Annotated in this window: 19 protein-coding genes; 13 read left to right on the forward strand and 6 right to left on the reverse strand. The window is 38.8% G+C overall.

Annotated features, from left to right (window positions below; genetic code table 11):
* Nucleotides 1–45: 45 nt before the first annotated feature.
* Together AVFI_RS14760 and pdxH are read left to right on the forward strand one after the other, a co-directional pair.
* On the forward strand, nucleotides 46–1,239 hold the full coding sequence (locus tag AVFI_RS14760; protein ID WP_199414938.1) for an ISL3 family transposase: 1,194 nt from the start codon (nucleotides 46–48) through the stop codon (nucleotides 1,237–1,239).
* Between the two features lie 84 nt (nucleotides 1,240–1,323).
* Nucleotides 1,324–1,959: a pyridoxamine 5'-phosphate oxidase gene (gene pdxH / locus AVFI_RS14765; RefSeq protein WP_054775207.1), complete on the forward strand. Its 636-nt coding sequence runs from the start codon at nucleotides 1,324–1,326 to the stop codon at nucleotides 1,957–1,959.
* Nucleotides 1,960–2,030: 71 nt separating this feature from the next.
* On the opposite strand, the gene punR is transcribed toward pdxH, so the two are convergent.
* Nucleotides 2,031–2,939: a DNA-binding transcriptional activator PunR gene (gene punR, locus AVFI_RS14770; RefSeq protein WP_054775131.1), complete on the reverse strand. Its 909-nt coding sequence runs from the start codon at nucleotides 2,937–2,939 to the stop codon at nucleotides 2,031–2,033.
* Nucleotides 2,940–3,069: 130 nt separating this feature from the next.
* Here punR and punC point away from each other — a divergent pair, with 130 nt between their 5' ends.
* Nucleotides 3,070–4,263, forward strand: a complete 1,194-nt coding sequence (gene punC, locus AVFI_RS14775) for a purine nucleoside transporter PunC (RefSeq protein ID WP_155661886.1) — start codon at nucleotides 3,070–3,072, stop codon at nucleotides 4,261–4,263.
* A gap of 76 nt (nucleotides 4,264–4,339) precedes the next feature.
* On the opposite strand, the gene AVFI_RS14780 is transcribed toward punC, so the two are convergent.
* The 3 genes from AVFI_RS14780 to arfB form a co-directional block, all read right to left on the reverse strand.
* On the reverse strand, nucleotides 4,340–5,980 hold the full coding sequence (locus tag AVFI_RS14780; RefSeq protein WP_054775132.1) for a DUF342 domain-containing protein: 1,641 nt from the start codon (nucleotides 5,978–5,980) through the stop codon (nucleotides 4,340–4,342).
* 109 nt (nucleotides 5,981–6,089) lie between these two features.
* Entirely contained in the window at nucleotides 6,090–8,006 is a 1,917-nt protein-coding gene (locus AVFI_RS14785; RefSeq protein ID WP_065640342.1) for a RecQ family ATP-dependent DNA helicase, read from the reverse strand.
* Nucleotides 8,006–8,419 carry an alternative ribosome rescue aminoacyl-tRNA hydrolase ArfB gene (gene arfB, locus AVFI_RS14790; RefSeq protein ID WP_065597854.1) on the reverse strand — a complete coding sequence of 138 codons (414 nt, stop codon included), beginning with the start codon at nucleotides 8,417–8,419 and terminating at the stop codon, nucleotides 8,006–8,008. The genes AVFI_RS14785 and arfB overlap by 1 nt, the downstream gene beginning before the upstream one ends.
* Nucleotides 8,420–8,505: 86 nt before the next feature.
* On the opposite strand from arfB, the gene AVFI_RS14795 reads away from it, so the two are divergent.
* From AVFI_RS14795 to AVFI_RS14815, 5 genes are all read left to right on the forward strand, one after another.
* Nucleotides 8,506–8,862 carry a YibL family ribosome-associated protein gene (locus AVFI_RS14795; RefSeq protein WP_005423881.1) on the forward strand — a complete coding sequence of 119 codons (357 nt, stop codon included), beginning with the start codon at nucleotides 8,506–8,508 and terminating at the stop codon, nucleotides 8,860–8,862.
* Nucleotides 8,863–8,974: 112 nt separating this feature from the next.
* Complete coding sequence (rlmF, locus tag AVFI_RS14800) at nucleotides 8,975–9,934, forward strand: 23S rRNA (adenine(1618)-N(6))-methyltransferase RlmF (RefSeq protein WP_065604820.1); 960 nt, start codon at nucleotides 8,975–8,977, stop codon at nucleotides 9,932–9,934.
* Between the two features lie 177 nt (nucleotides 9,935–10,111).
* On the forward strand, nucleotides 10,112–11,230 hold the full coding sequence (locus tag AVFI_RS14805) for an efflux RND transporter periplasmic adaptor subunit (protein WP_065597853.1): 1,119 nt from the start codon (nucleotides 10,112–10,114) through the stop codon (nucleotides 11,228–11,230).
* A gap of 1 nt (nucleotide 11,231) precedes the next feature.
* Nucleotides 11,232–14,384, forward strand: coding sequence for an efflux RND transporter permease subunit (locus tag AVFI_RS14810; protein WP_155661884.1), 3,153 nt, complete (start codon nucleotides 11,232–11,234; stop codon nucleotides 14,382–14,384).
* A 159-nt stretch (nucleotides 14,385–14,543) separates the two neighbouring features.
* Nucleotides 14,544–15,251: a GntR family transcriptional regulator gene (locus tag AVFI_RS14815; RefSeq protein WP_065621557.1), complete on the forward strand. Its 708-nt coding sequence runs from the start codon at nucleotides 14,544–14,546 to the stop codon at nucleotides 15,249–15,251.
* 27 nt (nucleotides 15,252–15,278) lie between these two features.
* Here the strand turns inward: AVFI_RS14815 and AVFI_RS14820 are convergent, their stop codons facing one another.
* Nucleotides 15,279–16,478 carry an enolase C-terminal domain-like protein gene (locus AVFI_RS14820; RefSeq protein WP_065621556.1) on the reverse strand — a complete coding sequence of 400 codons (1,200 nt, stop codon included), beginning with the start codon at nucleotides 16,476–16,478 and terminating at the stop codon, nucleotides 15,279–15,281.
* A 260-nt stretch (nucleotides 16,479–16,738) separates the two neighbouring features.
* On the opposite strand from AVFI_RS14820, the gene AVFI_RS14825 reads away from it, so the two are divergent.
* The 5 genes from AVFI_RS14825 to AVFI_RS14845 all read left to right on the forward strand — a co-directional run bounded on the left by AVFI_RS14825 (nucleotide 16,739) and on the right by AVFI_RS14845 (nucleotide 21,898).
* Nucleotides 16,739–18,178, forward strand: a complete 1,440-nt coding sequence (locus tag AVFI_RS14825; RefSeq protein ID WP_054775133.1) for a PTS transporter subunit EIIC — start codon at nucleotides 16,739–16,741, stop codon at nucleotides 18,176–18,178.
* A gap of 93 nt (nucleotides 18,179–18,271) precedes the next feature.
* Nucleotides 18,272–19,216 (forward strand): sugar kinase, encoded by a 945-nt coding sequence (locus AVFI_RS14830; RefSeq protein ID WP_054775134.1) that lies wholly within the window; start codon nucleotides 18,272–18,274, stop codon nucleotides 19,214–19,216.
* A 20-nt stretch (nucleotides 19,217–19,236) separates the two neighbouring features.
* Complete coding sequence (locus AVFI_RS14835; protein ID WP_054775135.1) at nucleotides 19,237–19,866, forward strand: bifunctional 4-hydroxy-2-oxoglutarate aldolase/2-dehydro-3-deoxy-phosphogluconate aldolase; 630 nt, start codon at nucleotides 19,237–19,239, stop codon at nucleotides 19,864–19,866.
* Between the two features lie 175 nt (nucleotides 19,867–20,041).
* Nucleotides 20,042–21,004 (forward strand): LysR family transcriptional regulator, encoded by a 963-nt coding sequence (locus tag AVFI_RS14840; RefSeq protein ID WP_155661880.1) that lies wholly within the window; start codon nucleotides 20,042–20,044, stop codon nucleotides 21,002–21,004.
* Between the two features lie 96 nt (nucleotides 21,005–21,100).
* Nucleotides 21,101–21,898 (forward strand): Cof-type HAD-IIB family hydrolase, encoded by a 798-nt coding sequence (locus AVFI_RS14845; RefSeq protein ID WP_155661879.1) that lies wholly within the window; start codon nucleotides 21,101–21,103, stop codon nucleotides 21,896–21,898.
* Nucleotides 21,899–21,975: 77 nt separating this feature from the next.
* Here AVFI_RS14845 and AVFI_RS14850 read toward each other — a convergent pair whose 3' ends face one another.
* Nucleotides 21,976–22,959, reverse strand: coding sequence for a carbamate kinase (locus AVFI_RS14850; RefSeq protein ID WP_054775136.1), 984 nt, complete (start codon nucleotides 22,957–22,959; stop codon nucleotides 21,976–21,978).
* Nucleotides 22,960–23,165 lie beyond the last annotated feature (206 nt).

Raw genomic sequence — 23,165 nt, forward strand, 5'->3', positions numbered from 1 at the left:
TAAAGTTACATCGCCAAACACAACTTTTCACAAACTGCCGTTTTCATGCCAAATAATACTTTTTTATCATCCTTCTGGAAAGGTTTTCAGATCGTAAAGTCTCATAAAACTGATTCATTAATCTCTATAACCTTAAAACCTGACTCCCCAGCATTCTGCTCTTGCGGGCGACTCTCTGAATTTACTCACGATACTCAGTGGCGAACTATTAAAGACGCTATGATATTAGGAACTCCAGTTGAACTTTTGATTCAGACTAGGCGCATTACATGTTTGCTATGCGGTACAAAAACGGAAGCAATATCTTGGCTTAAACCATACTCACGCCTGACTAATCGATTGATAGAATATATTGAACAACTGCTGCCTTTGCTGCCGATTAAACATATTTCAGAACTGACTGGAGTACATTGGCACACGATAAAGAATATTGATAAACAACGACTTAAACGAGTTATCCCTGACATACCATGGGATAAATTACGCCAACTAGTGATGGATGAGTTTGCCATATTTAAAGGACATCGATATGCAACAGTGATTGCCGATGCGCAGACACATCAAGTGCTTTGGATTGGTTTAGGTAGAAGCCGAACTGATATCAGGCCTTTCTTTGAAGAGCTTGGTAAGCATGCCGAAAATATCGAAGCAGTGGCTATGGATATGAATACAGCTTTCGATCTCGAAGTGAAAGCTCATTGCCCTAATGCACGTATTGTATACGATCTTTTTCATGTGGTAGCCAAATATGGACGAGAGGTAATGGATAGGGTTAGGGTAGATCAAGCGAATCAACTCAAAGAAGACAAAAAAGCTCGTCGTTGGATTAAGCGTTCACGCTGGATCCTTTTGAAAAATAGAGACAATCTAGACGTAAATCAACAGAGTTATTTAGATGAAATACTTTCGGTAAACCACGATTTAATGGTGACTCATTTGCTAGGAGAGCAATTAAAAGAGCTCTGGTATTGTGACTCAGAAACGCAGGCAATAGAACTATGGGATGTATGGTGGCAACAGGTAAATGAGAGTGGGATCAAACCACTAATCAGTTTTGCACGAAAGTTAAAACCATACCTTCACGGAATTGTTAGTTCGTCTTTATATCGATTAAATACATGTACACTGGAAGGAATAAATAACAAAATTAAGTTAATCAAAAGAATGGGGTATGGCTACAGAGATACGGACTATTTCTTTATGAAGATAAAAGCGGCTTTCCCCGGAAAGCCGCGATGAACCTTTTTTTATATCACCTCTTGTTTAGCTCGTTTCAAAAGAGCACAATTTAGTCAGCGTGGAATTAAAGAAGTCGAGATTTACATGGAATTAGAAGATATTCGTCGTGATTATAGCCTTGGTGGTTTACGAAGAGCTGATTTACCTCAAGAGCCTGTAGAGTTGTTTGAATTATGGTTAAAACAAGCAGTGGAAGCCAAATTGACCGACCCTACAGCGATGACAGTAGCTACGGTGGATGAGAATGGGCAGCCATTTCAGCGCATAGTGCTGTTAAAGCATTTTGATAAAACAGGTTTTGTTTTTTATACCAATTTGAGCTCTCGTAAAGCGCAACAGTTAGAACATCACAGTAAAATATCACTGCATTTCCCATGGCACCCACTTGAGCGTCAGGTTCATATTACAGGCACTGCTGAGAAATTAACGGCTCTTGAGAACATGAAATATTTCACATCAAGACCAAAAGAAAGTCAGATAGCCGCATGGGCAAGTAAACAGAGTAGTCGTTTAACGGCAAGAGCCGCTCTTGAAGGTAAGTACCTCGAGTTAAAACAAAAGTTTGCAAAAGGAGAGATCCCTGTTCCTAAGTTTTGGGGCGGATTTAGAATTAAGCTCGATTCTATAGAGTTTTGGCAGGGAGGAGATCATCGACTTCATGACCGGTTCTTATACAGTAAAGATCAAAATGATTGGCAGATCGATCGTTTAGCGCCATGATCTTGTCGTTATTCATTTTGTATTAAAGCTTAAAAAAGCGATGATCTTATGACCATCGCTTTTTTAATAAACTAAAATTCTTTTAGCCATTCACTATTAAGCTTGTCGCTATCACCTAAATAGTCTAGTAACCACTGAATCGCAATAGACTGATTATTATTATTCCAAGCTAAACAGCATGGGCTAGGAGCAATATGGTGTTCAATTTTCTTACTGATTACTTGTCCGGTTTCTAATAATCGTTTAGCTCTGTGATTAGGAATAACCCCAACTCCTAAGCCATCAATAAAACACTGTTCAGCACTGTGCCAGTTGGGAACGATTAATCGACGTTGATTATCTAATAGCCATGTTGAACGCTTAGGTAAGATTTGAGAGGTATCCTCAAGGCAAATCGCAGGGTATTTAACTAATTCTTCATTAGGGATGTCATGTTCAAAATTAGCCAGAGGATGGTTGATGCTGACGATAAAATCCCATGCTAACTCTCCCATAGGGCGATAAGAAAAGTCACCACCAATAGGAATTGTTGCTGTTGCACCAATACCAATATCTGCTCTACCCGTCATTAATGCATCCCACACCCCATTAAACACTTCCATCGTTAGTTGGAGTTCAATATCAGGAAAAGTAGCGTAAAAATCACGTACGAGTTGATTTACACTGTTTTCTCGAACCACATTGTCCAATGCAACCGAAACACTTTGTTGCCAACCATTAGCAACTCGCTGAGTATTAAAGCGAATTTCTTCCATATCTTTTAATAACTTTCTGGCTTGGTCTACAAAATAAGTACCAGCGGCTGTGAGCTCTACTCGCCGATGAAGTCGAGTAAATAAAACAACAGTTAAGCGATCTTCTACTGATTTAATCGTATAGCTAATCGCACTGGGTACTTTGTGTAATTCATCTGCTGCTTGGCTAAAGCTGCCCAGTCGAGCTACGGACTCAATAGTGATTAATTCATGATATGAAAACATAAAATACCTGATGGTTATTTATTCACATCAAATAATTTGATGCAAAGTGCAAATTATATCGTTTCACAAGAGTAGCAACTAGCACATAGAATGCAACGAATTTTAAGAATGTTCAGCTTTGGAGAAGAACATGGAAAATAAACAACAATCGATTCCTTATATTTGGCTTGCTGGCTTAAGTATGCTTGGTTTCTTAGCAACAGATATGTATTTACCTGCATTCGATATCATCCGCGGTGATTTAGGTACAACAGAAAATATGATTGGTTTAACCCTAAGTATTTTCTTGTTAGGTATGGCGATTGGTCAACTTTTTTACGGTCGATTAACTCAAAAATTAGGTACGAAAAAATCATTAATCATTGGTCTAAGTATTTTTGCTATCAGCAGTTTAGCTGCTTCATTTTCAACCAGTGTAGAAATGTTATTAGTTGCTCGTTTTTTCCAAGCGTTAGGTGCGTGTAGTGCAAACGTTATTTGGCAAGCAATGGTAATTCAACGTTATGATGCAAAAACATCACAACGTGTTTTCGCTACCATCATGCCACTTGTTGCACTTTCTCCTGCGTTAGCGCCATTATTGGGTGCTGCGATTGAAAAGTTCTACGGTTGGTCAATGATTTTTGTAACACTAACTGTGATTGGTGTTGGTCTAGCATTGCGAACTTTTGTAGATAAAGAACCAAAACAAGAAAAATCGACTTCAACAAAAAGCATCACATTTCGTGATGTTATCAAGTCAAAAAAATTCACAGGTAATATGCTAATTTACGCAGCAAGTTCAGCAATTTTCTTTGCGTGGCTAACCGGTTCACCGTTCGTAATGACGCAAATGGGTTATTCAGGTGCTGATATCGGTTTAAGTTATGTTCCACAAACTATTGCGTTCATCGTTGGTGGATACGGTTGTCGTTGGGCATTAGAGCGTTTTGATGCACAAAAAGTACTGCCGTGGATTTTAAAACTGTCTATTGCAAGTGTGGGTACGGTGTTCTTAGTATCGTGGAGAATGGATGTATCTTCTATTATCCCAATGCTAATTCCATTCTGTTTCTTAGCAGCAGCAAATGGTGCAATTTACCCAATCGTAGTAAATAACGCATTAGTTGATTTTAAAGAAGGCAGTGCAGTAGCTTCTGGTCTACTTAACTTTTTACAAATGTTGTTCTGTGTAGCAGCAAGTGCGATGGTTTCAAGTATTAGTTATCTAGGTGCAATCTCTATGGGTAGCATTATGTTATTGCAACTTGTGTTCTTATTTATTGGTGCTGTTATGGTATTCAAAGTAAATAAAGAAGAAAGAGCAACACTTGTTACTCAATAACCAATCAATATATTGGTGAAGAAAAATAGCATTGAGCATTATTGCCAATGCTATTTTTTTATCTGAAGAAAAGAGATTATTTCTTTTTGATCATGATGGGTTCTACATCGATTTCATAACCAGAATAAGAAATTTTACTAGGGCTATATTCTCTCTTTGTAACTAAGTGATGCGTGTTAAATTGAACATCTACTCTAGGGAAAATCTTATTGGTTACAAAGACTGTATTTTCTTTTAAACCATTATTAAATGTGATTTGCTCTCGTTGAAGCTTTGAACCTAAAACTTGCAAGTCTTGCTCTGATTTTTCTTTTGAACGCAGGATCTTTTCAGCTAATTCATTGGGTTGTTGCTCCATATGAATATTTGAAATTTTAATCAGTTGAGTTTTAACTTCATTTATTTGCTTTTGAAGTAAATGAAGGTTCTCTTTTTGAGTTTCAAAATCATGAAAAGCCTGAACTTTGGTATATGCGCCACCTTCTATACCAAGGTTAGCGGTTTTAATTGCCCCATTTGCAACTAAGTTACCACCGCTAATGGTTCCATTTCTTTCGGCTTTATCAATCACAAAAATCGAACCTAACGACTCAATTAAGCAATGATTAGCATGGAGCGTAATATGAACATCCTGATGCGCCATTAAATGGGCATTTTGAGCTAGTTTTGATGTAATAGTACCTTCTGAACTCACTATGCAGGTCAATGGCTCTCCATCTTGAACAGGACGACCGATAATACCGTGCATGACGGTGATATCGTGTTTTGCCGTTACTTCTGCATTTTCGATAAAACCACCAACAGTAATGCTCCCTGTAGCGGTAACTTTCATTCCTGATTCAATATCTTGTTGAATGAAAATACTGCCTTCAAAAGAGACATGACCGGATGTAGCGTTAACGGTTTTTAATGTCAGTAAGTTATCAATACCGACACCAGATTTATTGATTAATGGACTACCATCAATATCTGCAATCAGTAAGTTTGGATCGGTAGGAGCAAGAGAAGAGCCAGGGTAAAGTTGGAAAGGAATGTCCGTTCCTGGTGTAGCAGTAATGATTTTTCCAGTAATGGTTTTGCCATTTATGCCTTGTGTTGCAGGGATCCGCCTCATTAGTGGCGTATTTTGTTTAACGCTAATGACATTACCTAGATCGCGCATATCTACATGGCCATCATCGGTTTCTTGTGGCTGAAGTACACGTTCATGAATGTTGGGTACTAAGGCTTCAAACTGTGTATCTTGTCCTTCCACGGCTTCTCGACCAACAGCAATAACATCTGAGTAGGTTTCTCCCGGAGCAAGATCTTTTCCTTTGAGCAAGAGAACTTTTAAAGCCTCCTTTTTTACGCCTTTAGTGATGCCATTTTCTGTTAATGCTTGAATGATTTCAGGGCCACGAACAGGGTGACCGCCATAAGCTCCAGTCACTGTCATTGATGCCTTCATTTCATCATCTTGCATATGAACGACGAGTTGAGCATCTAAGCATTGAGCAATCATGACATTATTAAGTGCGGTAATTTCGCCATTGTTAATTGCAGCAGTGATTTCATCAATATTACTTTGATATTGGTAATAATGACCCACTCCCATTGCACTCAACGCATTATCTATGTCTGAGTAAGCAATAGGAGAGGTAAGTGATGTATCTTCTGGGATCACAAAATGTACAGCAGATTTTTTTTCTGAAAACGCTAAAAACTTTTCAATCATCCTTTTTCCCAAGTAATGAATTTTCATTAGTATAGGATGATATTATCATTTATAGCGTATGGGGTTCACATGGTGTTGATGAAATGTAAACACGCTCACACTTTATAAATTATCCGTTCAATTTTCCGACTAATTCAAGCACTTCAAAAAAAGGTTGAGACTCAAACTTCCCAAATCCTTGCATTTTATTTGCTCTAATTTTGCTGGTTAGTGGGGTTGGAATACCACATAAAAAACGAGCAAAAACGGCATTGGCTAATGGCTCTTTGCTGCTGTTTTGAAGCTCTTGGCACCATACTTTTACATTTTCATCATCAGCAATAAAGTGAGACGAACTGCGAGGCAAAACGGCAGCTTCAGATCGACAAGCAGAGCAGTGACCACATTTTTCTGGCGCATTAAAATCAGCAAAGTAATGAGCAAGGGCATGGCTTAAGCAGCTTTTGGTTTCAAAAAAATCCAACATGGCATGAATTCGATTTATTTCACTCTGTTCTTTATTTTTGAATAGTTGATGCTGCTCTTGAGAGAGAACATGCGTACTTTCAACTTTGTTTAAAACCTGATAAACCTCAGTCATTTGCTTACTTTCAAGCTCTATCCAACCTTGTTCATTAAAATAGTCTAATGCAGCGATCACACGTTTTCGCTCACCTCGGAATCCCATCCATAAGGCATCAAAATCGACTGTGTGCCAGGTTTTTGCTTTTGGTGAACACTGAAAAATAGTTGATACGAATTGCTGACGTTCCGTTTGAAACTTAGCAATAATATCGTTTATAGGAATAAGTGTTTTAAAACGATAATCGGCATAGTAGCTGTATTTAGCTTGAATGATTTTTTTCAATTCTAAATAAACGAGTAATGTTTTTAAGGGTAATTGACGAACATTGCTGTCTTTAGATAAACGCAGTAGTTGTGTCTCCCACGTTTCATTTGCTTGGTAAATATCATCTAGCACATATTGGATTGCTTCTCTGTCTGGTGTATCGCCATACACAAAGTTCTCTAATACATTTAAACCAGAGGTGTTTGCTAACACTGTACAGAAAGAAGGTAAACCATCACGCCCTGCACGACCAATTTCTTGTGAATAGTTTTCAATAGATTTAGGTAAATCAAAATGAATAACCTGTCGAATATCCGATTTATCGACTCCCATACCAAATGCTATGGTGGCTACGATACAATTTATTTCACCGTGCATAAATTGATGTTGAATCGTTTCACGGACGTCATTTTTTAAACCTGCGTGGTAAGCCTTAGCTTGAATACCATTACTTTGTAGCCACTGAGCAACGTTTTCAGCGGTTTGCTGTAGTGTGACATATACAATACTTGGTTGGTCTGGTCGTTGTTTTAATGTTGCAAATAGCGCTGAGCGTTTTTGCTCTTCTTCAACCGGAATGATTGAGATATCTAGATTTGAACGGTAGAAGCCTGTAATCACAATATCATCTTGAGCAATATTGAATTTTTTACTCATATCTTCAATAACCGCAGGTGTTGCTGTAGCCGTTAGAAGTAATACCTGAGGAATATTCAGAGCTTCGCGATCCTGTGGTAGTTTTAGGTAATCGGGTCTGAAATTATGACCCCATTCCGAAATACAGTGTGCTTCATCCACCACTAATAATGAAATATTAATTTGAGCGATAAATTGACGAAAGCGTTCATTCTTCAAGCGTTCGACTGAAATCATTAATATTTTAATTTCACCGTTTCTTACGCCTTGTAAAATGGCTTGAGTTTCTTCTCTCGTTTGCGTTGAATCGATGGATGCAGCAGCAATACCTTTACTTTTTAAAAAAGCAATTTGGTCTTTCATTAAAGCCAAAAGTGGAGAAATGACTAAGGTAAGATTTGGTAAAATAAGCGCAGGCAGTTGGTAACAAAGAGATTTACCCGAACCTGTCGGAAAAATAGCAGCAGATGAGTGACCATTTAACACTTTCTCAATCACTTGCTGTTGACCGCCTCTTAGAGAATCAAAGCCAAATGTTTCTTTTAACGTTTGTTGATACATTAGTAATCTACCTTCTTTCTCATGCTCTTTGTTTGACCGCGCTGCGATTTTTTATCCATACGCTTATGCTGTGAGCTTCGTGTTGGTTTGGTCTCTTTACGTGCTTTTTGAGTTTCAGTAGCAGATTGAATGAGTTGCTTTAAACGATCAAGGGCATCTTCTCGATTTTTCTCCTGTGTCCGAAATTGTTGTGCCTTAATGATGATAATACCTTCCTTGGTGATACGGTGATCACGCATTTTCAGTAGACGCTCTTTATAGAAAGCAGGAAGCGCTGAACGGCTAATATCAAAGCGAAGATGAATGGCACTAGAGACTTTATTTACATTCTGACCACCAGCACCTTGTGCTCGAATTGCAGTAAGTTCAATTTCCCAATCGGCTAATTGGACTTGGTTTGAGATGGTTAGCATGTAATAAACCTATGATCGTTGTTCTAATAGAGGGTATACTACCAGTTAGCGTCAATGCGCACCATTTTCAATACAAAGGTAATTTCATGAGTGTAAAAGAAGAACTGCAAAAAATTCATAACCGTTTAGATCGTTGTAAGCACCGTTTAGCGGCTGCGCAAAAGCGTGATGATCAACCTGTCGTTAAGCAATTCTTGCATGAAATTCAAACGCTTGAAAAGAAACTAACAAAGCTTAAAGGTAAGCAACAGTTTGAAACAGGTAACAAAGGTACTGAAGTACGTAACCTTCCTTTCAAGCGTGCAATCACTAAAGCTGAACAAGCTGATATGGGTAAACTTAAAAAATCAGTTCGTGGTTTAGTTGTTGTTCACCCAATGACAGCACTAGGTAAAGAACTTGGCATTAAAGAAATGACAGGTTATGCACCACAAGCATTCTAATTATAGAGTGTATTCAGTTTAGAAGGCATCGGGTGTCAGTTCACTCGATGCCTTTTTCTTTTTTTCGCTATTTCTGATCACAGATTGTGATTGGTATTACTCGTAAGTTGATATGACAAATACTAAATCAAACGTTACTAAGAAATCATTGCACCCACGTAATAAACACACTGGAAACTATGATTTTCCCGCTCTGATTAAGGCGTGTGCAGAATTAAAACCGTTTGTTGAGACCAATCAATACGGTAATGAATCGATTAATTTTTCAGACCCTCAAGCGGTTAAAGCGTTAAATAAAGCGTTATTAGCGCATTTCTACAATGTACCGTTTTGGGATATTCCTCAGGGTTACCTGTGTCCACCTATTCCGGGGCGTGCTGATTACATTCACAATATTGCTGATTTACTTGCGATTACAAATGAAGGGACAATCCCAACAGGTAAGAAAGTAAAAGGCTTAGATGTGGGTGTGGGAGCAAACTGTGTTTATCCAATTATTGGTAATCGTGAATATCAGTGGAGTTTTGTTGGCTCAGACATTGATCCTCAATCGATTAAAATGGCCTCGTTCATTGCTAATAACAACCCAAGTCTAAAAGGTATTGAGTGTCGTCTGCAAAAGAATGAAGAGAACATTTTTAAAGGCATTATTAAGCCAACTGAGTTTTTTGACTTTACTATGTGTAATCCTCCTTTCCATGCATCAGAAGCAGAAGCGACAGCAGGAACTGAGCGTAAGCAAAAAAATCTAGCGGCAAATAAAGCGAAAAAAGGCCACACTTTCCAAGAGATGCAGAATGCAAAAGCATTGAACTTTGGTGGTCAAAAAGCGGAATTGTGGTGTGAAGGCGGTGAATTAGCCTTTATCCTTAAAATGGCTCAGCAAAGTCGTGAGTTTTCATTACAAGTACAATGGTTTACTACATTGATTTCTAAGAAAGAAAACGTAGCAGAGCTGTATAAAGAATTAGAAAAGATCGGCGTTAAAACGATTAAAACCATTGAAATGGCTCAAGGGCAAAAAATCAGTCGTTTTGTGGCTTGGACTTACCAAGCGAATGTAAATTTGTAAGCTTTTAGGTTTGATTGTTACTTGTTGATAATAAAGAATTTATTAATTGTTTTATTATCAATAAATGTCAACGTAAATTACAGACACATTCAGTAACATACTCGTTTTATTTAGATTAATAATTTTAACCATTTAACTGTCAGAATATAGGTAATTCAACAGTTAAATGGTTATATTATGAAATCCAAAACGCTTCTTGCTTCAATCATTAGTGCAGCTTTACTCGTTGGCTGTAGTGATGAATCAACTGCTCAACGAGCTCCGCAAGCCCCACTTGTTGGAACTTACACCGTTGAACCTATTTCGTACCAACAAGGAAAAACCTACATTGGTCGAATCGAAGCCATGGAAGATGCTTCAATCTCAGCTCAAGTTTCAGGATACATTCAGTCTCGCCAGTTTAAAGAAGGCCAAATGGTTGAGAAGGGTGATGTGCTTTTCCAAATTGATCCTTCCTCTTTCGAAGCCCAAGTTGCCAACGCAAAAGCCGGAATTACTCAAGCTAATGCAGCGCTTAAAAAAGCTCAGCTAGATTTTAATCGTGGCAAAAATTTATTACCAAAAGGCAATATTAGCCAAGCTGAATTTGATGGTCTAACCGCACAATTATTGAGTGCGGAAGCGCAAGTTGAGGCTGCTCAAGCGCAATTGAAGTTGGCACAAGTTAACTTGTCTTACACCACCATTACAGCGCCATTCACAGGTCGAATCAGTGACAGTAAAGCCAGTATTGGTGATTTAGTATCTCCTGCATCTGGTGTGTTAACCACTTTAGTTAGCTTAGATCCTATTCATACTCGTTTTACCATCAGTGAACGTGAGCGTTTGATGATGGGAATTGATGCGATAGAAGGAGATGGAAAAGGGGCGTCAAGCCAAGTGGAGGTGGTATTGAACCTTGAAAATGGTAAAGAGTATAAACATCTTGGCAAAGTCGATTTCATTGGTAACCGTATCGACAAAACAACCGGCACATTAACACTGCGTGCTTTGGTTGATAACCCTGAGCATACGCTACTTCCAGGTCAACATATCAATGTAAATTTGAGAGAGAAGCAGCCAACAGAAGTCTTAGTCGCTCCAAGACGTGCAGTGCAAAGTGATTTAGAAGGCGATTTTGTCATGGTATTAACCGAAGGTAATATTGCAGAGCGTCGTAATGTCACTCTAGGCAAACAGTTACCTGAAGGCGTGATCATCAGTTCGGGAATTAATGCCAATGAACAAGTATTAGTAAAAGGATTACAACGTGTAAGAAACGGAGTTCAGGTTCGTTTAGAGAACACGGAGTCTTAATATGTTAAGTCGATTTTTTATACAGCGTCCTAAATTTGCTCTGGTTATTTCTATTATCCTCACTCTTGCCGGAGCCATTGCATTAGCAGTATTACCTGTTGCTGAATACCCAAAAATCAGTCCGCCATCGGTTAGTGTAAGTGCTTACTACACGGGGGCAAGTGCTGAGGTAGTTGAACAGGCGATTGCTGATCCCATAGAAACCTCCGTCAATGGCGTAGAGAACATGATTTACATGTCTTCAAAAAGTGCCAACGACGGTTCATATTCATTAAATGTCACCTTTGATGTGGGCACCGATCCTGACATGGCACAGGTTAACGTTCAGAACCGTGTGGCGCAGATTGAATCTAAATTGCCACAAGAAGTGCGTATGGTAGGGGTGACTGTTAAGAAGCGTTCTCCAGATCTTTTGATGGTATTGAACTTCTACTCGCCTGATGGGAAATATGACGATCAATTCTTAATTAACTACGTAAACCTAAATATCAAAGATCAACTTGCTCGTGTTACTGGCATTAGTGAAGTTGGAGTGCTTGGTGGTGGCGAATACGCGATGCGTGTTTGGCTTGATCCAGACAAAATGACCAACTTAGGGTTAACCACACCCGATGTTCATGCCGCGTTAGCCGAACAAAACGTACAAGTTGCAGCGGGTAAAATTGGTGCAGCACCTTATGCGAGTGCGCAAGATGTGCAGTTTAACCTAGTAACGAAAGGACGGTTAGAGTCGGTTGAAGAGTTTGAAAATGTCGTTCTTCGAGCAAATAACGATGGATCTTCTGTTTATTTAAAAGACATTGCTCGTGTTGAGTTAGGTAAGAAATTCTATGACGGTAATGGTCAATTTAGAGGAAAAGACGCCTCTATCGTAACGCTTTCTTTGCAATCGGATGCGAACGCATTGGAGAGTGGAAAAGCGGTAATGGAGATGCTTGAAAAGCTCAGTGCGACTTTCCCTGAAGGTCTGGCGTATGAAACCAGTTATGACACCACGTTGTTTGTTGCAGAATCCATTAAAGGGGTAGTAAAAACGTTAATTGAAGCGATTCTGCTGGTTATTGCTGTAACGTATTTGTTCCTAGGTAGTGCTCGTGCGACGTTAATTCCAGTTGTAGCCATTCCAGTATCCTTAATTGGTACCTTTGCTGTCATGCTTATGACAGGGTTTACCATTAATACCGTGACGTTATTTGGTCTTATTCTTGCCATTGGTATCGTGGTGGATGATGCTATTTTGGTTATCGAAAACGTCGATACTATTATGAAGCGTGATCCTTCATTAAGCCCAAGAAAAGCCACGTTAATTGCGATGAAAGAAGTAACAGGCCCAATCATTACTTCTACTCTGGTATTGCTTGCGGTATTTATTCCTGTTGCCATGCTTCCGGGGATCACTGGCATCATGTATCGTCAATTCGCATTAACCATCTGTATTGCGGTAATTATTTCATCCATTAATGCACTGACACTGTCGCCTGCATTGTGTTCTCTGGTTCTAAAACAGGGAGGGGATAATACGGCTCGTTGGTTTAAAGCCTTTAACCGTGGTTTAGATAAAGTAACCGATAAATATGGTGAGATTGCTGGTTTCTTTGTACGAAAAACCATGATCCTGATGACATTTTTTGTGATTGCTTTAGGCGCAGTAACTTTCTTTGCAAAGACCACGTCAACGGCGTTCGTACCACAAGAAGATAAAGGCATTTTACTGGTTAACGTTCAACTACCTGACTCAGCGTCACTTTCTCGTACTGAAGAAGTGTCTGCCAAAGTGCTTGAGATCATTGAGCAAGAGCAAGGTGTTGATGGTGTTACCGTAGCCAATGGTTATGCGTTCTTAACCGGTGCTGCAGCATCAAATGGTGCGTCATTGTTTGTAAAATTAAAGCCTTGGGGTGAGCGTAATGATATGGATGGAGATAACTCTTCATTTGCAATTACCAACCGCATTAACGGGCGTGCTGCCATGGAGTTACCAGAAGCGGTTATTTTTGCAATGGGTGCGCCAGCGGTTCCGGGAATGGGGGCGGCGTCTGGTTTTGAATTTGTTCTTGAAGATACCTTAGGTCGTAGTCGTACTGATTTGGCTAATGTTATGAATCAAGTGATTCAAACGGCAAATCAGCAACCTGAAATTCAATATACCTTCAGTACGTTCCGTGCCAATGTTCCACACTACTATGTGGATATCGACCGTGAAAAAGCAAAACAATTAGGTGTTTCATTAGGCTCTATTTTCCAAACACTGCAAGGCAACTTAGGTTCAATGTACGTGAATGACTTTACTATGTTTGGTAAGAACTTCCGAGTCACTATGCAAGCTGATGGACAGTATCGTAGTAGCATGGATGATTTGGATAAATTCCACGTTCGTGCAAGCTCTGGTCAAATGGTACCATTAAGTACATTAGTTACTTATGACACGGTATTTGAACCTGATGTAGCGTGGCGTTACAACATGTATCGTTCAGCGGTGATCCAAGGACAGCCTGCGGCTGGGTATTCAAGTGGTGATGCCATTGCAGCGATGGAACGTGTTGCAGCTGAAGAGCTTCCACATGGTTACCAATATGAATGGACAGGTATGGCGTATCAAGAAGTGAAAGCGGGTAACCAAGCGATTTATGCGTTTGCGCTAGCGCTGATCTTTATCTATCTATTCATGGTGGCACAATACGAGAGTTGGAGTATTCCTCTTGCGATTATTCTTGTGGTGCCAGTGGCAACCTTTGGATCCTTCCTTGCGCTTAATTTAACGGGGATGCCGTTGAATTTATACGCACAAATTGGTTTGGTTCTTTTAATCGCATTGGCCGCCAAAAATGCCATTTTGATTGTTGAATTTGCGAAAAATGAGCGTGAAGAGAAAGAGGTAGGCTTAGATGATGCGTCAGTGAATGGTGGTCGTTTAAGATTCCGTGCGGTAAACATGACATCATGGTCGTTTATCTTGGGTATCTTACCGCTTGTGTTTGCATCGGGTGCTGGCTACATCAGCCAAAACTCATTGGGTGTGTCACTGATTGGTGGCCTACTGTGTGTGTTATTAGTGGGTACGCTACTTATCCCAGGCTTCTATGCAATGGTACAACGTCGTCGTGAAAAGCTGCACGGCGGAAGTACCAAACTTATTCCTCTAGACGATGAGTAATTTGGCAAGAAACTAATGCAGTAAGCGATTAAATATAAATTTAAAGGGGCCTATGTGGCTCCTTTTTTATATTTTTATTTTAGAGTGATTCATATCGGTGATAGTCATTATTGATGTTATACTTATTACGTGAATTGCGACCATGTATGACGGAATGATATGAAAAAATACGAATTAGTAGTACAAGATATTATTAGTAAGATTTGTCAGCATAGTATTAATCATAAATTACCACCTGAAAGAGATTTATCTGAAATATATGGACTTTCTCGATTTACGATAAGAAAGGCATTAGCTAAATTAGAAGCGATTGGCATTGTAAAAGCTAAGTTAGGCTCAGGGTATTTTGTTAATACATCAGTAATGGGTACGCCATTAATTTATAATTCCATTACTGAAAACAGTTTTGATGAAATGTCATATAAGAAAATAAAGCTTAATAAAAAATTACCCGACCAACAGGATAAGCAAATATTTTCAATTAGTGATGATGATTATATATGGAATATAAGAAGATTAAGGCTGATTCATAATAAAGTTATTCAAATTGAAGATGCTAAAATTCCAGTCAGATTATTTCCTGATATGAATGAGAAAATTATTGAAAGCTCACTTCAAAAGCATGCGTTATCCATTGGCTTAAAAATTGACAGTTATTTAACTAGCTACCAAGCAATCAGCGTTTCAAAAGAAGACTCTGAACTTCTTGATTGTAAAAAAAATACTGCAGCAATGAATATTACGAATCGTGGCTTTTTAAAAAGCGGAGAACTATTTATTGTGAGTAATATTATTGATATTAACTATCAATGTACTTACCACACTCCATTTAACAGTGAAAGTATCGATTATCGAGATAAAAAATAGCCGCTTAGTTATAAGCGGCTATCGTTTTTAAGGGGTATGAATGGCCCCATCAGGGAGCCTACTTTGAGTCCATTCATGGGGACGATACATTACAGGGAATTCAGCCGCAGCTTCTCTATTGATTTCGACGCCAATTCCATTAGTTTCTGATGCGTAAAGATAACCATTAACTGGCTCTGCAGCATTAGGGAAAACACGCTTGGTATTTTCGTTATATTCAACATGCTCTTGAATCGCCGCATTATGTAAATGTACGTTTAAGTGCGTATTTACAGCAGCACCAATTGGAGTCATATCTGGTGGGCAATGCCAAGCCAGACGAACCCCAAAGGTTTGGCATAAGTGAGCAAGTTTTAGAGCTGGAGTGATCCCACCAATTTGCGAAACATGACAACGGATAAAATCAATTCGTCGATTAATGATTAATGCTTTCCACTCTTCAGGGTTATTAAATAGCTCTCCTAATCCCAATGAAACCGAGGATTGGCTTCTGATATTATCTAACCATTCAGTTTGATTGGGCGGCAAAATATCTTCAATGAAATATGGCTTAAACTGCTCTACCTCTTTTGCAAATTGAATGGCTTGATTAGGGAATAAGCGCTCATGAACATCATGCAAAATGTGGAATGTATTACCGTATTTTTCTCTCAAAAGTCGGAACATGGTTAAAGTATTATCCATGTACTGATCTTGATCGTAGTATGAGCCTTCTGTTGGGTTTTGCGCTGTGTTTAACTGGCTTGGAACACCACCATAAAAGCCTAATTGACAACGTATATGCTTGTAACCTTTATTTAGAAATGAGTCGACCAAGTCATAAATACCTTCCATTGTATCGCTAGTTGCGTGGGTGTATACAGGGATTGCATCTCTTGATTTTCCACCAAATAATTGATGCAAAGGCATGCCTGCTAATTTTGCTTTAATATCCCACAGCGCCATGTCTACACCAGAAATGGCATTATTAATAACAGGTCCATTACGCCAATAGGCGTTAACCATCATCATTTGCCAAATATCTTCAATATTATTCGCATCTTTACCGAGAATAAGTGGTTTGAGATATTCGTCAACCATAGTTTTTACCGCTAATGGTCGCTGCTGAAAAGTCGCACAACCAAAACCAGTTACTCCATGATCAGTTTCAACGACAACAGTAATTAAGTTATGTCGGTCTGGCTTTGTAATTATACAATCGATATTGGTGATGATGGTTTTTTTCACAATTAAACAACCTAAATTAATAATAACTTCTATTATATAACCGTGTTAAAAGTAACATTTCAAGCCCTAATTTTGGGGTGAAAATAATTGGTCTGAAAAGGTTTTTTAATTGATTAATAAAACAGACCAATCTTTAAAAAAGACCTAAAAAATAATTTTACTGAGTTTAAATGTGAGATAACTCTCTTTTTCTAGAGTTGGATTAATATGGGTTGTCGTTATGATATCTCCAACTTAGTCATTTCCAAAACAGGTATGTTATGCAAAGCATTGACACAAATAACGAAATCCCAAAAGGTATAGACTCGACATCTAAAGAACTGAGTTTTGATGAGAAATTACAGCTATTAATTAAGGCTCTTGGTAGTAAAGAAAATATAAATAGTATTACTCATTGTATGACTCGGTTGCGATTCAAATTAGTAGATGAATCTCTTGTTAATCAAGATGAAATAAAAAAAATTACAGGTGTAAAAGGGGTTGTTTTACAACAAGGGCAAACTCAAGTCATTATCGGGGTTGAGGTTGAAAAATGGTATAACGCGATCTCAAATTCATCCACTAACATAACGGAATCATCAGAACCAGATAGCCTTGAAAAAGGTAAGTTATTTCAAGGTGTCATGCGAATTGTTGCGGGCATCTTCGGCCCAGTAGTTCCTGCGATTGCTGGTGCTGGTATGTTGATGGGGCTGCTTTCTGGTCTTATTGCAACCAATGTGATTTCTGAGTCCTCAGATACGGTGTATTTTTTCCGTTCTATCTCTGTTGCTGTATTTTTCTTTTTACCTATGTTGGTTTCATTCTCAGCGGCGAAGGTGTTTAAAGTTAATGAATATATTGCACTGGCTGTTTCATCAGCAATGCTTGCGCCTAAATTAATTGAGAAAGCAGCGCTGCTAAAAGATGTTGGTGCAGTGCCTGAGTTAACGGTACTTGGTGTTGTTCCTATTGAGCTATTAAATTACGGCGGTGCCATTGTCCCTGCAATATTGGCTATTTGGGTGCTGTCGAAAGTAACGCCCTTGGTTGATAAGTTGGTTCCTTCATCAGCAAAGCCTGTATTTACGCCACTTTTAGCCTTTACAGTAACCTCGACTATTACGCTATCGTTTGTAGGCCCGGCAGGTATTTGGTTGAGTAATGGCGCGGGATGGGTAGTGGGTTCGTTACTTGAGATATCTCCAACGTTAACAGGTTTTGTCTTTGGTCTAACTCGCCCAATTACTATTGTATTTGGTATTCACCACAGTATGACGCCAATCAGTTTAAATAACTTTGCGCTATACGGAAAAGATTTATTAATGCCTATTATGTGTTTAGGTAATTTAGCGATTGCTGGTGCAACCATGGCAGTGTGGCATAAACAGCGCAAATATGTATCTAAAGAAGAGTCATCAATCACATTAGGTTCGGGGGTTACTGCAATTCTAGGTATTACAGAACCAGCGTTATTTGGTGTTCTGACTAAGTATACGAAAGCGTTAATGACAGCAAGTTTAGCTGCTGGCGTATTTGGTGCTATATCAGTTACCATTGATACTCATTTAAACAGCTACATATTATCGTCTGTATTCAGTTTACCTGCGTATCTATCAGGCGGAACACAAAACTTTATTCAAGCGATTTTTGGCGTGTGTGGTGTGTTTGTTCTCTCTTATATTCTAACGTTATTATTCGTTAAACTTGATGATAAATAACCTCTTTTAGTTAGTCATATAAGTGAGCCGTTAATTGCTAGCAAATAATGGCTTACTTTCATTTTTTAAGTCGTAACATTAAAGGAAATATATATGAGTCACATCGCTATTATTGGTGAATGTATGATTGAATTAAATGGCGACCCCTTTGGACAAATGCAGCAGAGTTACGGTGGGGATACCTTAAATGCTGCGATATATTTGAATCGAAGCCTATCAAGATCATCGAAAAAAACTCATGCAGTTCAAACCAGTTATGTTACTTCTTTAGGAACTGATGCTATTAGTCAAGAGATAATGAAACGCTGGCAAGAGGAAGGAATATCAACAGATTTTACTCTTCAAGACTCTCATCGTTTTCCGGGGCTTTATTTGATACAAGTGGATGAGCAAGGTGAGCGAACATTTTTGTATTGGCGTAATGACTCCGCTGCACGTTATATGATTCAGCACCCTGATTTTGGAAAAATTCGTAAGAACCTTGAGAGAGTTGATGCCATTTTTATTAGTGGTATAAGTTTGGCTATTTTGCCTGATGAAGATCGATGCACGTTATTAGCCTTGTTAAATGACTTACATCAACAAGGGATTACGATTATTTTTGATAGTAATTATCGACCAAAATTATGGGATTCAGAAATAAAAACAAAAGAGGCCTATCAGCAAGCGTATCAAACGACAGATGTCGCATTGGTGACATATGAAGATGAACAGCTTTTATGGGCAGACCAAGATCCAACACAAACCATTCTAAGGCTTCATCAATTAGGAGTGAAAACCGTTGTTGTAAAATTGGGTGCTAAAGGTTGCCTGATGAGCGAAAGCCCAGATCATCAGCCAACATTAATCGCAACGAAACAAGTCGAAACGGTTGTAGATACCACTTCTGCAGGTGATTCATTTAATGGTGGATTCTTATCTTGTTACCTTGCTGGCGACTCAGTGGTTGAAGCGTGTCGTCGAGGTAATGCATTAGCTGGCCTTGTTATTCAACATCATGGGGCAATTATCCCTAAACACATTACAGACACACTTTAATACCAGAGTAGGAATATAAAATGTCGACAATTAATGAACAACTTCAATCGCTAAAAGTCATTCCAGTTATCGCATTGGATAATGCTCAAGATATCATTCCATTAGGTAAGGTGTTATCTGATAATGGACTGCCTGCGGCTGAAATTACTTTTCGCTCAGATGCAGCAGTAGAAGCCATTCGTCTTTTAAAGCAATCACAGCCTCATATGTTGATTGGGGCGGGTACGATTTTAAATGGTGAACAAGCACTTGCCGCAAAAGAGGCAGGAGCAAGCTTCGTTGTGTCTCCTGGTTTCAATCCAAATACAGTTAAAGCATGCCAAGAAATTGGAATTGATATTGTTCCTGGTGTAAATAACCCAAGTACAGTAGAAACGGCATTAGAAATGGGGTTAACTACGCTGAAGTTTTTCCCAGCAGAAGCGTCTGGTGGCCTTAATATGGTTAAATCTTTAGTCGGTCCTTATGGTGATATTCGATTAATGCCAACAGGTGGAATTACTGCATCAAACATTAAAGACTATTTAGCAGTACCTCAGGTTTTAGCTTGTGGTGGCACATGGATGGTAGATAAAAAACTAATCGAAAATAAAGATTGGGATACCATTGCGCGATTAACAAGAGAAGTTGTTGAACAAGTAAAAAGCTAATTTAATTTTTAGTTCACCACTGTTAGAAGGGGCCTATGTGGCTCCTTTTTTATGCGTACCATAATCGAATAGCCTGAATAATTTTCGTATTCGCACTAAAATTAAGGTTTAATATCACAATGTATTTGGATTGGTTTCATTTTAAATCTAATCGACGGATGTTTTAGGTAAAGGTATGTCTCTGGTTAATCAACTCTCTCTATTTATCGATGTGGTGCAGCAAGGCTCTTTCACTAAAGCGGCTGCATTGCATGATATGGATAATTCTGCGCTTTCAAAACAGATCAAAAAATTAGAAGCAGAGCTAGGTGTTCAGTTACTTAACCGCTCGACTCGTACTTTCTCATTAACACCAGCAGGCGAAGAGATTTTAGAGCAAGCGCATCAGTTAGTTGGCTCATTAGATAATGTGAAATCCATTGCAGATTCATATCAAGCAGTACCAAAAGGGCGAATTAGAATTACGGCTCCATTGCATATTGGGCAAGGGTATTTACAACCTGTTATCAGTCAGTTTATGGCCACTTATCCAGATGTTGAGGTGGTTCTGATGATGGATGATAAGCGCTCCGATATTATTTCAGAGCATTTTGATGTCGCTTTTCGATTAGGCCGATTGGATGATTCAAGTTTGATAGCGAAAAAAGTGGCAGACATTCGAGGGGTGATCCTTGCTTCACATTCATTTATCGAACGCTTTGGAGAGCCAAGTACACCAGAAGAATTGGTAAATTTACCCTCTGTTATTTACAGCAATGGCACATTAACGGTAGATACCGTTCGATTAGGTGAAAGCCCAGATTCATCTCAATTTAAAAGCTATAAAATGAAAGGTAATTATAAGGTAAATGATGTTCGAACCTTATTGTCAGCCGTTCAAGACGGTTTAGGTTATGCTGTGGTTGCCTCATCAAACCTTGAGTGTTCTATCGAAAGCATGGGATTAACAACGTTACTTACGGATTACCCATTATGTAATCAAGGCTTAGCAATATACGCACTTTATCCGCATCGAAAACAGACTGCATTGGTTAGAGAGTTCATTAGTGCCGTGCAAAAGCACATTGGTTATCCTCCTCTTTGGGAGCAACATATCCCAAATTTTGCCTCTTTATATCCAGTAAAAAAGGGGCAGTAGCCTCTCATTTTACGGTGGAGTTGTTCGGTGTAACGTCCTGAACAGTATATACTTCTGGGTGTTTATTGAATTTAAATTATCTCTGAGTACCAATTAATGCAAAAACATAACGTAAAATTTATTGCTGCTGATATGGATGGAACACTGCTTAATGAACACAGCCAATTAGATCCAAGTTTTTTCGATCTTTATCAGCAATTAGAAGATAAAAACATCATTTTTGCCGCTGCCTCTGGGCGTCAATACTACAGCTTGTTAGAAACGTTTGAGCCAGTAAAAGATCGTATGATGTTTATTGCTGAAAATGGCACGCTAGTGATGTATCAAGGTGAAGAACTTTATAGCTGTTCAATGGATACACCATCGGTAATCAATATCATCAAAACTGCTCGTGCGATTGAAGGTACACACATTGTGCTTTGTGGAAAGCGTTCTGCATACATTGAAACACAAGATCCAAAAGCATTGGCAGAATTTTCAAAATACTACCAGCGTTGTGAATATGTCGAAGATTTACTTGCGGTAGATGACGAGTTTATTAAAGTGGCTATTTGTCATTTTGATGGAACAGAAGAGTTCGTTTTCTCATCTTTTGATGCCAACTTTGGTGAGAGTCATCAAGTGGTGGTGAGTGCTAAGATCTGGCTTGATGTAATGAATGCAGTTGCTTCTAAAGGAGCGGCGATCAAACACCTACAAAACACACTGGGCTTTAGTTTTGAAGAGACAATGAGCTTTGGTGATTACTTAAATGATTTAGAAATGCTGCAAGAGAGTTATTACTCTTATGCGATGGAAAATGCGCATCAAAAAGTAAAAGAGACAGCACGCTTTATGGCTCCAAGTAATAAAGATGCTGGGGTCTTTACTGTGATTAAAGAGCAAGTGTTGTAAGTTTTTCCTTATTTACGATTTGATACAAAAGCCCTAACAACACGTTAGGGCTTTTTGTTTTATAAGCGGTAAAACTGCTATGCTGGTGTTAATTCGCCATCATTTTGTTGATGAGAAATAGAGTCATCATAGAACTTATTTTTTACGATTTTTGTACCAGCCGTGCCATTTAGCGCATCTAAAGCTAAGTGCAAATCCGCAATGATACCGATAGAGATATCGACATTTTCAACGTAGTTGATCATCGAATCAATTTTGGGCTGCATAGAGCCTTTATCAAAAGAGTAGCCTTTTAATTCTTCGGTAGTCGCAATGTCTAGTTTGATTTGGTTTGGCTTGCCGTAATGGAAAAATACCCCATCACCATCGGTCAAAATTAAGAAGTAGTCAGCTGAAATCTGCTGAGAAAGCAGTGATGCCGTTGAGTCTTTATCAATAACACAATCGATATTTGAAGTGATGCCGTGGTTGTTAGTACAAACAGGAATACCGCCTCCACCGCAGCATATAACAATATTATCGTGCTGCAAAGCCAATGAAATTAATTCACTCTCACGGATATTTTTAGGAGCAGGAGAAGCAACGACGCGTCTAAAGTAGTCACCATCTTGGCGAATAGACCAGCCAAACTCTTCAGCAAGATCGTACGCTTCTTTTTCAGAATACACTTGGCCAATGAATTTGCTAGGGTCATTAAAAGCGGGGTCGGTTCTGTCAACATCGACATGGGTAAGAATTGTCGTTACGTTACAATCAACACGGTTACGTAATTCTTGCGCAAGCATGGTTGCTATCATCCCTTGAGATTCGGCAACTAAACAACTAAGAGGATAAGAAGGAACAGCATCAAAGGCATCATTTTGTTGACTTAATAAACCAACTTGTGGGCCATTTCCATGAACAATAGCAATACGGTATTCTTTGCTTAATTTCGCAATAGATTCTGCCGCTACCTTTACGTTTTCAAGTTGATTTTCATAAGAAAGAACCTGACCACGACGCAATAGTGCATTGCCACCTAGGGCAATAACAATTGTTGGTTTCATTGTTGTACGACTCATTTTTAATTTTCTCAATGCCACATTAGTGCTGTTATCGCTAAATAGAGATTTATTTTTATCTCTATTTGGCCAGCGTCCATTTATCACAAATCTATTGTGTTCAGCATTCCCTTACTTAGTCAGAAAAGGTTCTACGAATACAGAGACTGGACATTGAGCGGGGATTCTATACTGGAAATATCAGCAACGCACCGTATTTATCTCGT

It is taken from the genome of Aliivibrio fischeri ATCC 7744 = JCM 18803 = DSM 507, assembly GCF_023983475.1.
In the GTDB taxonomy this organism is placed as follows: Bacteria; Pseudomonadota; Gammaproteobacteria; order Enterobacterales; family Vibrionaceae; genus Aliivibrio; species Aliivibrio fischeri.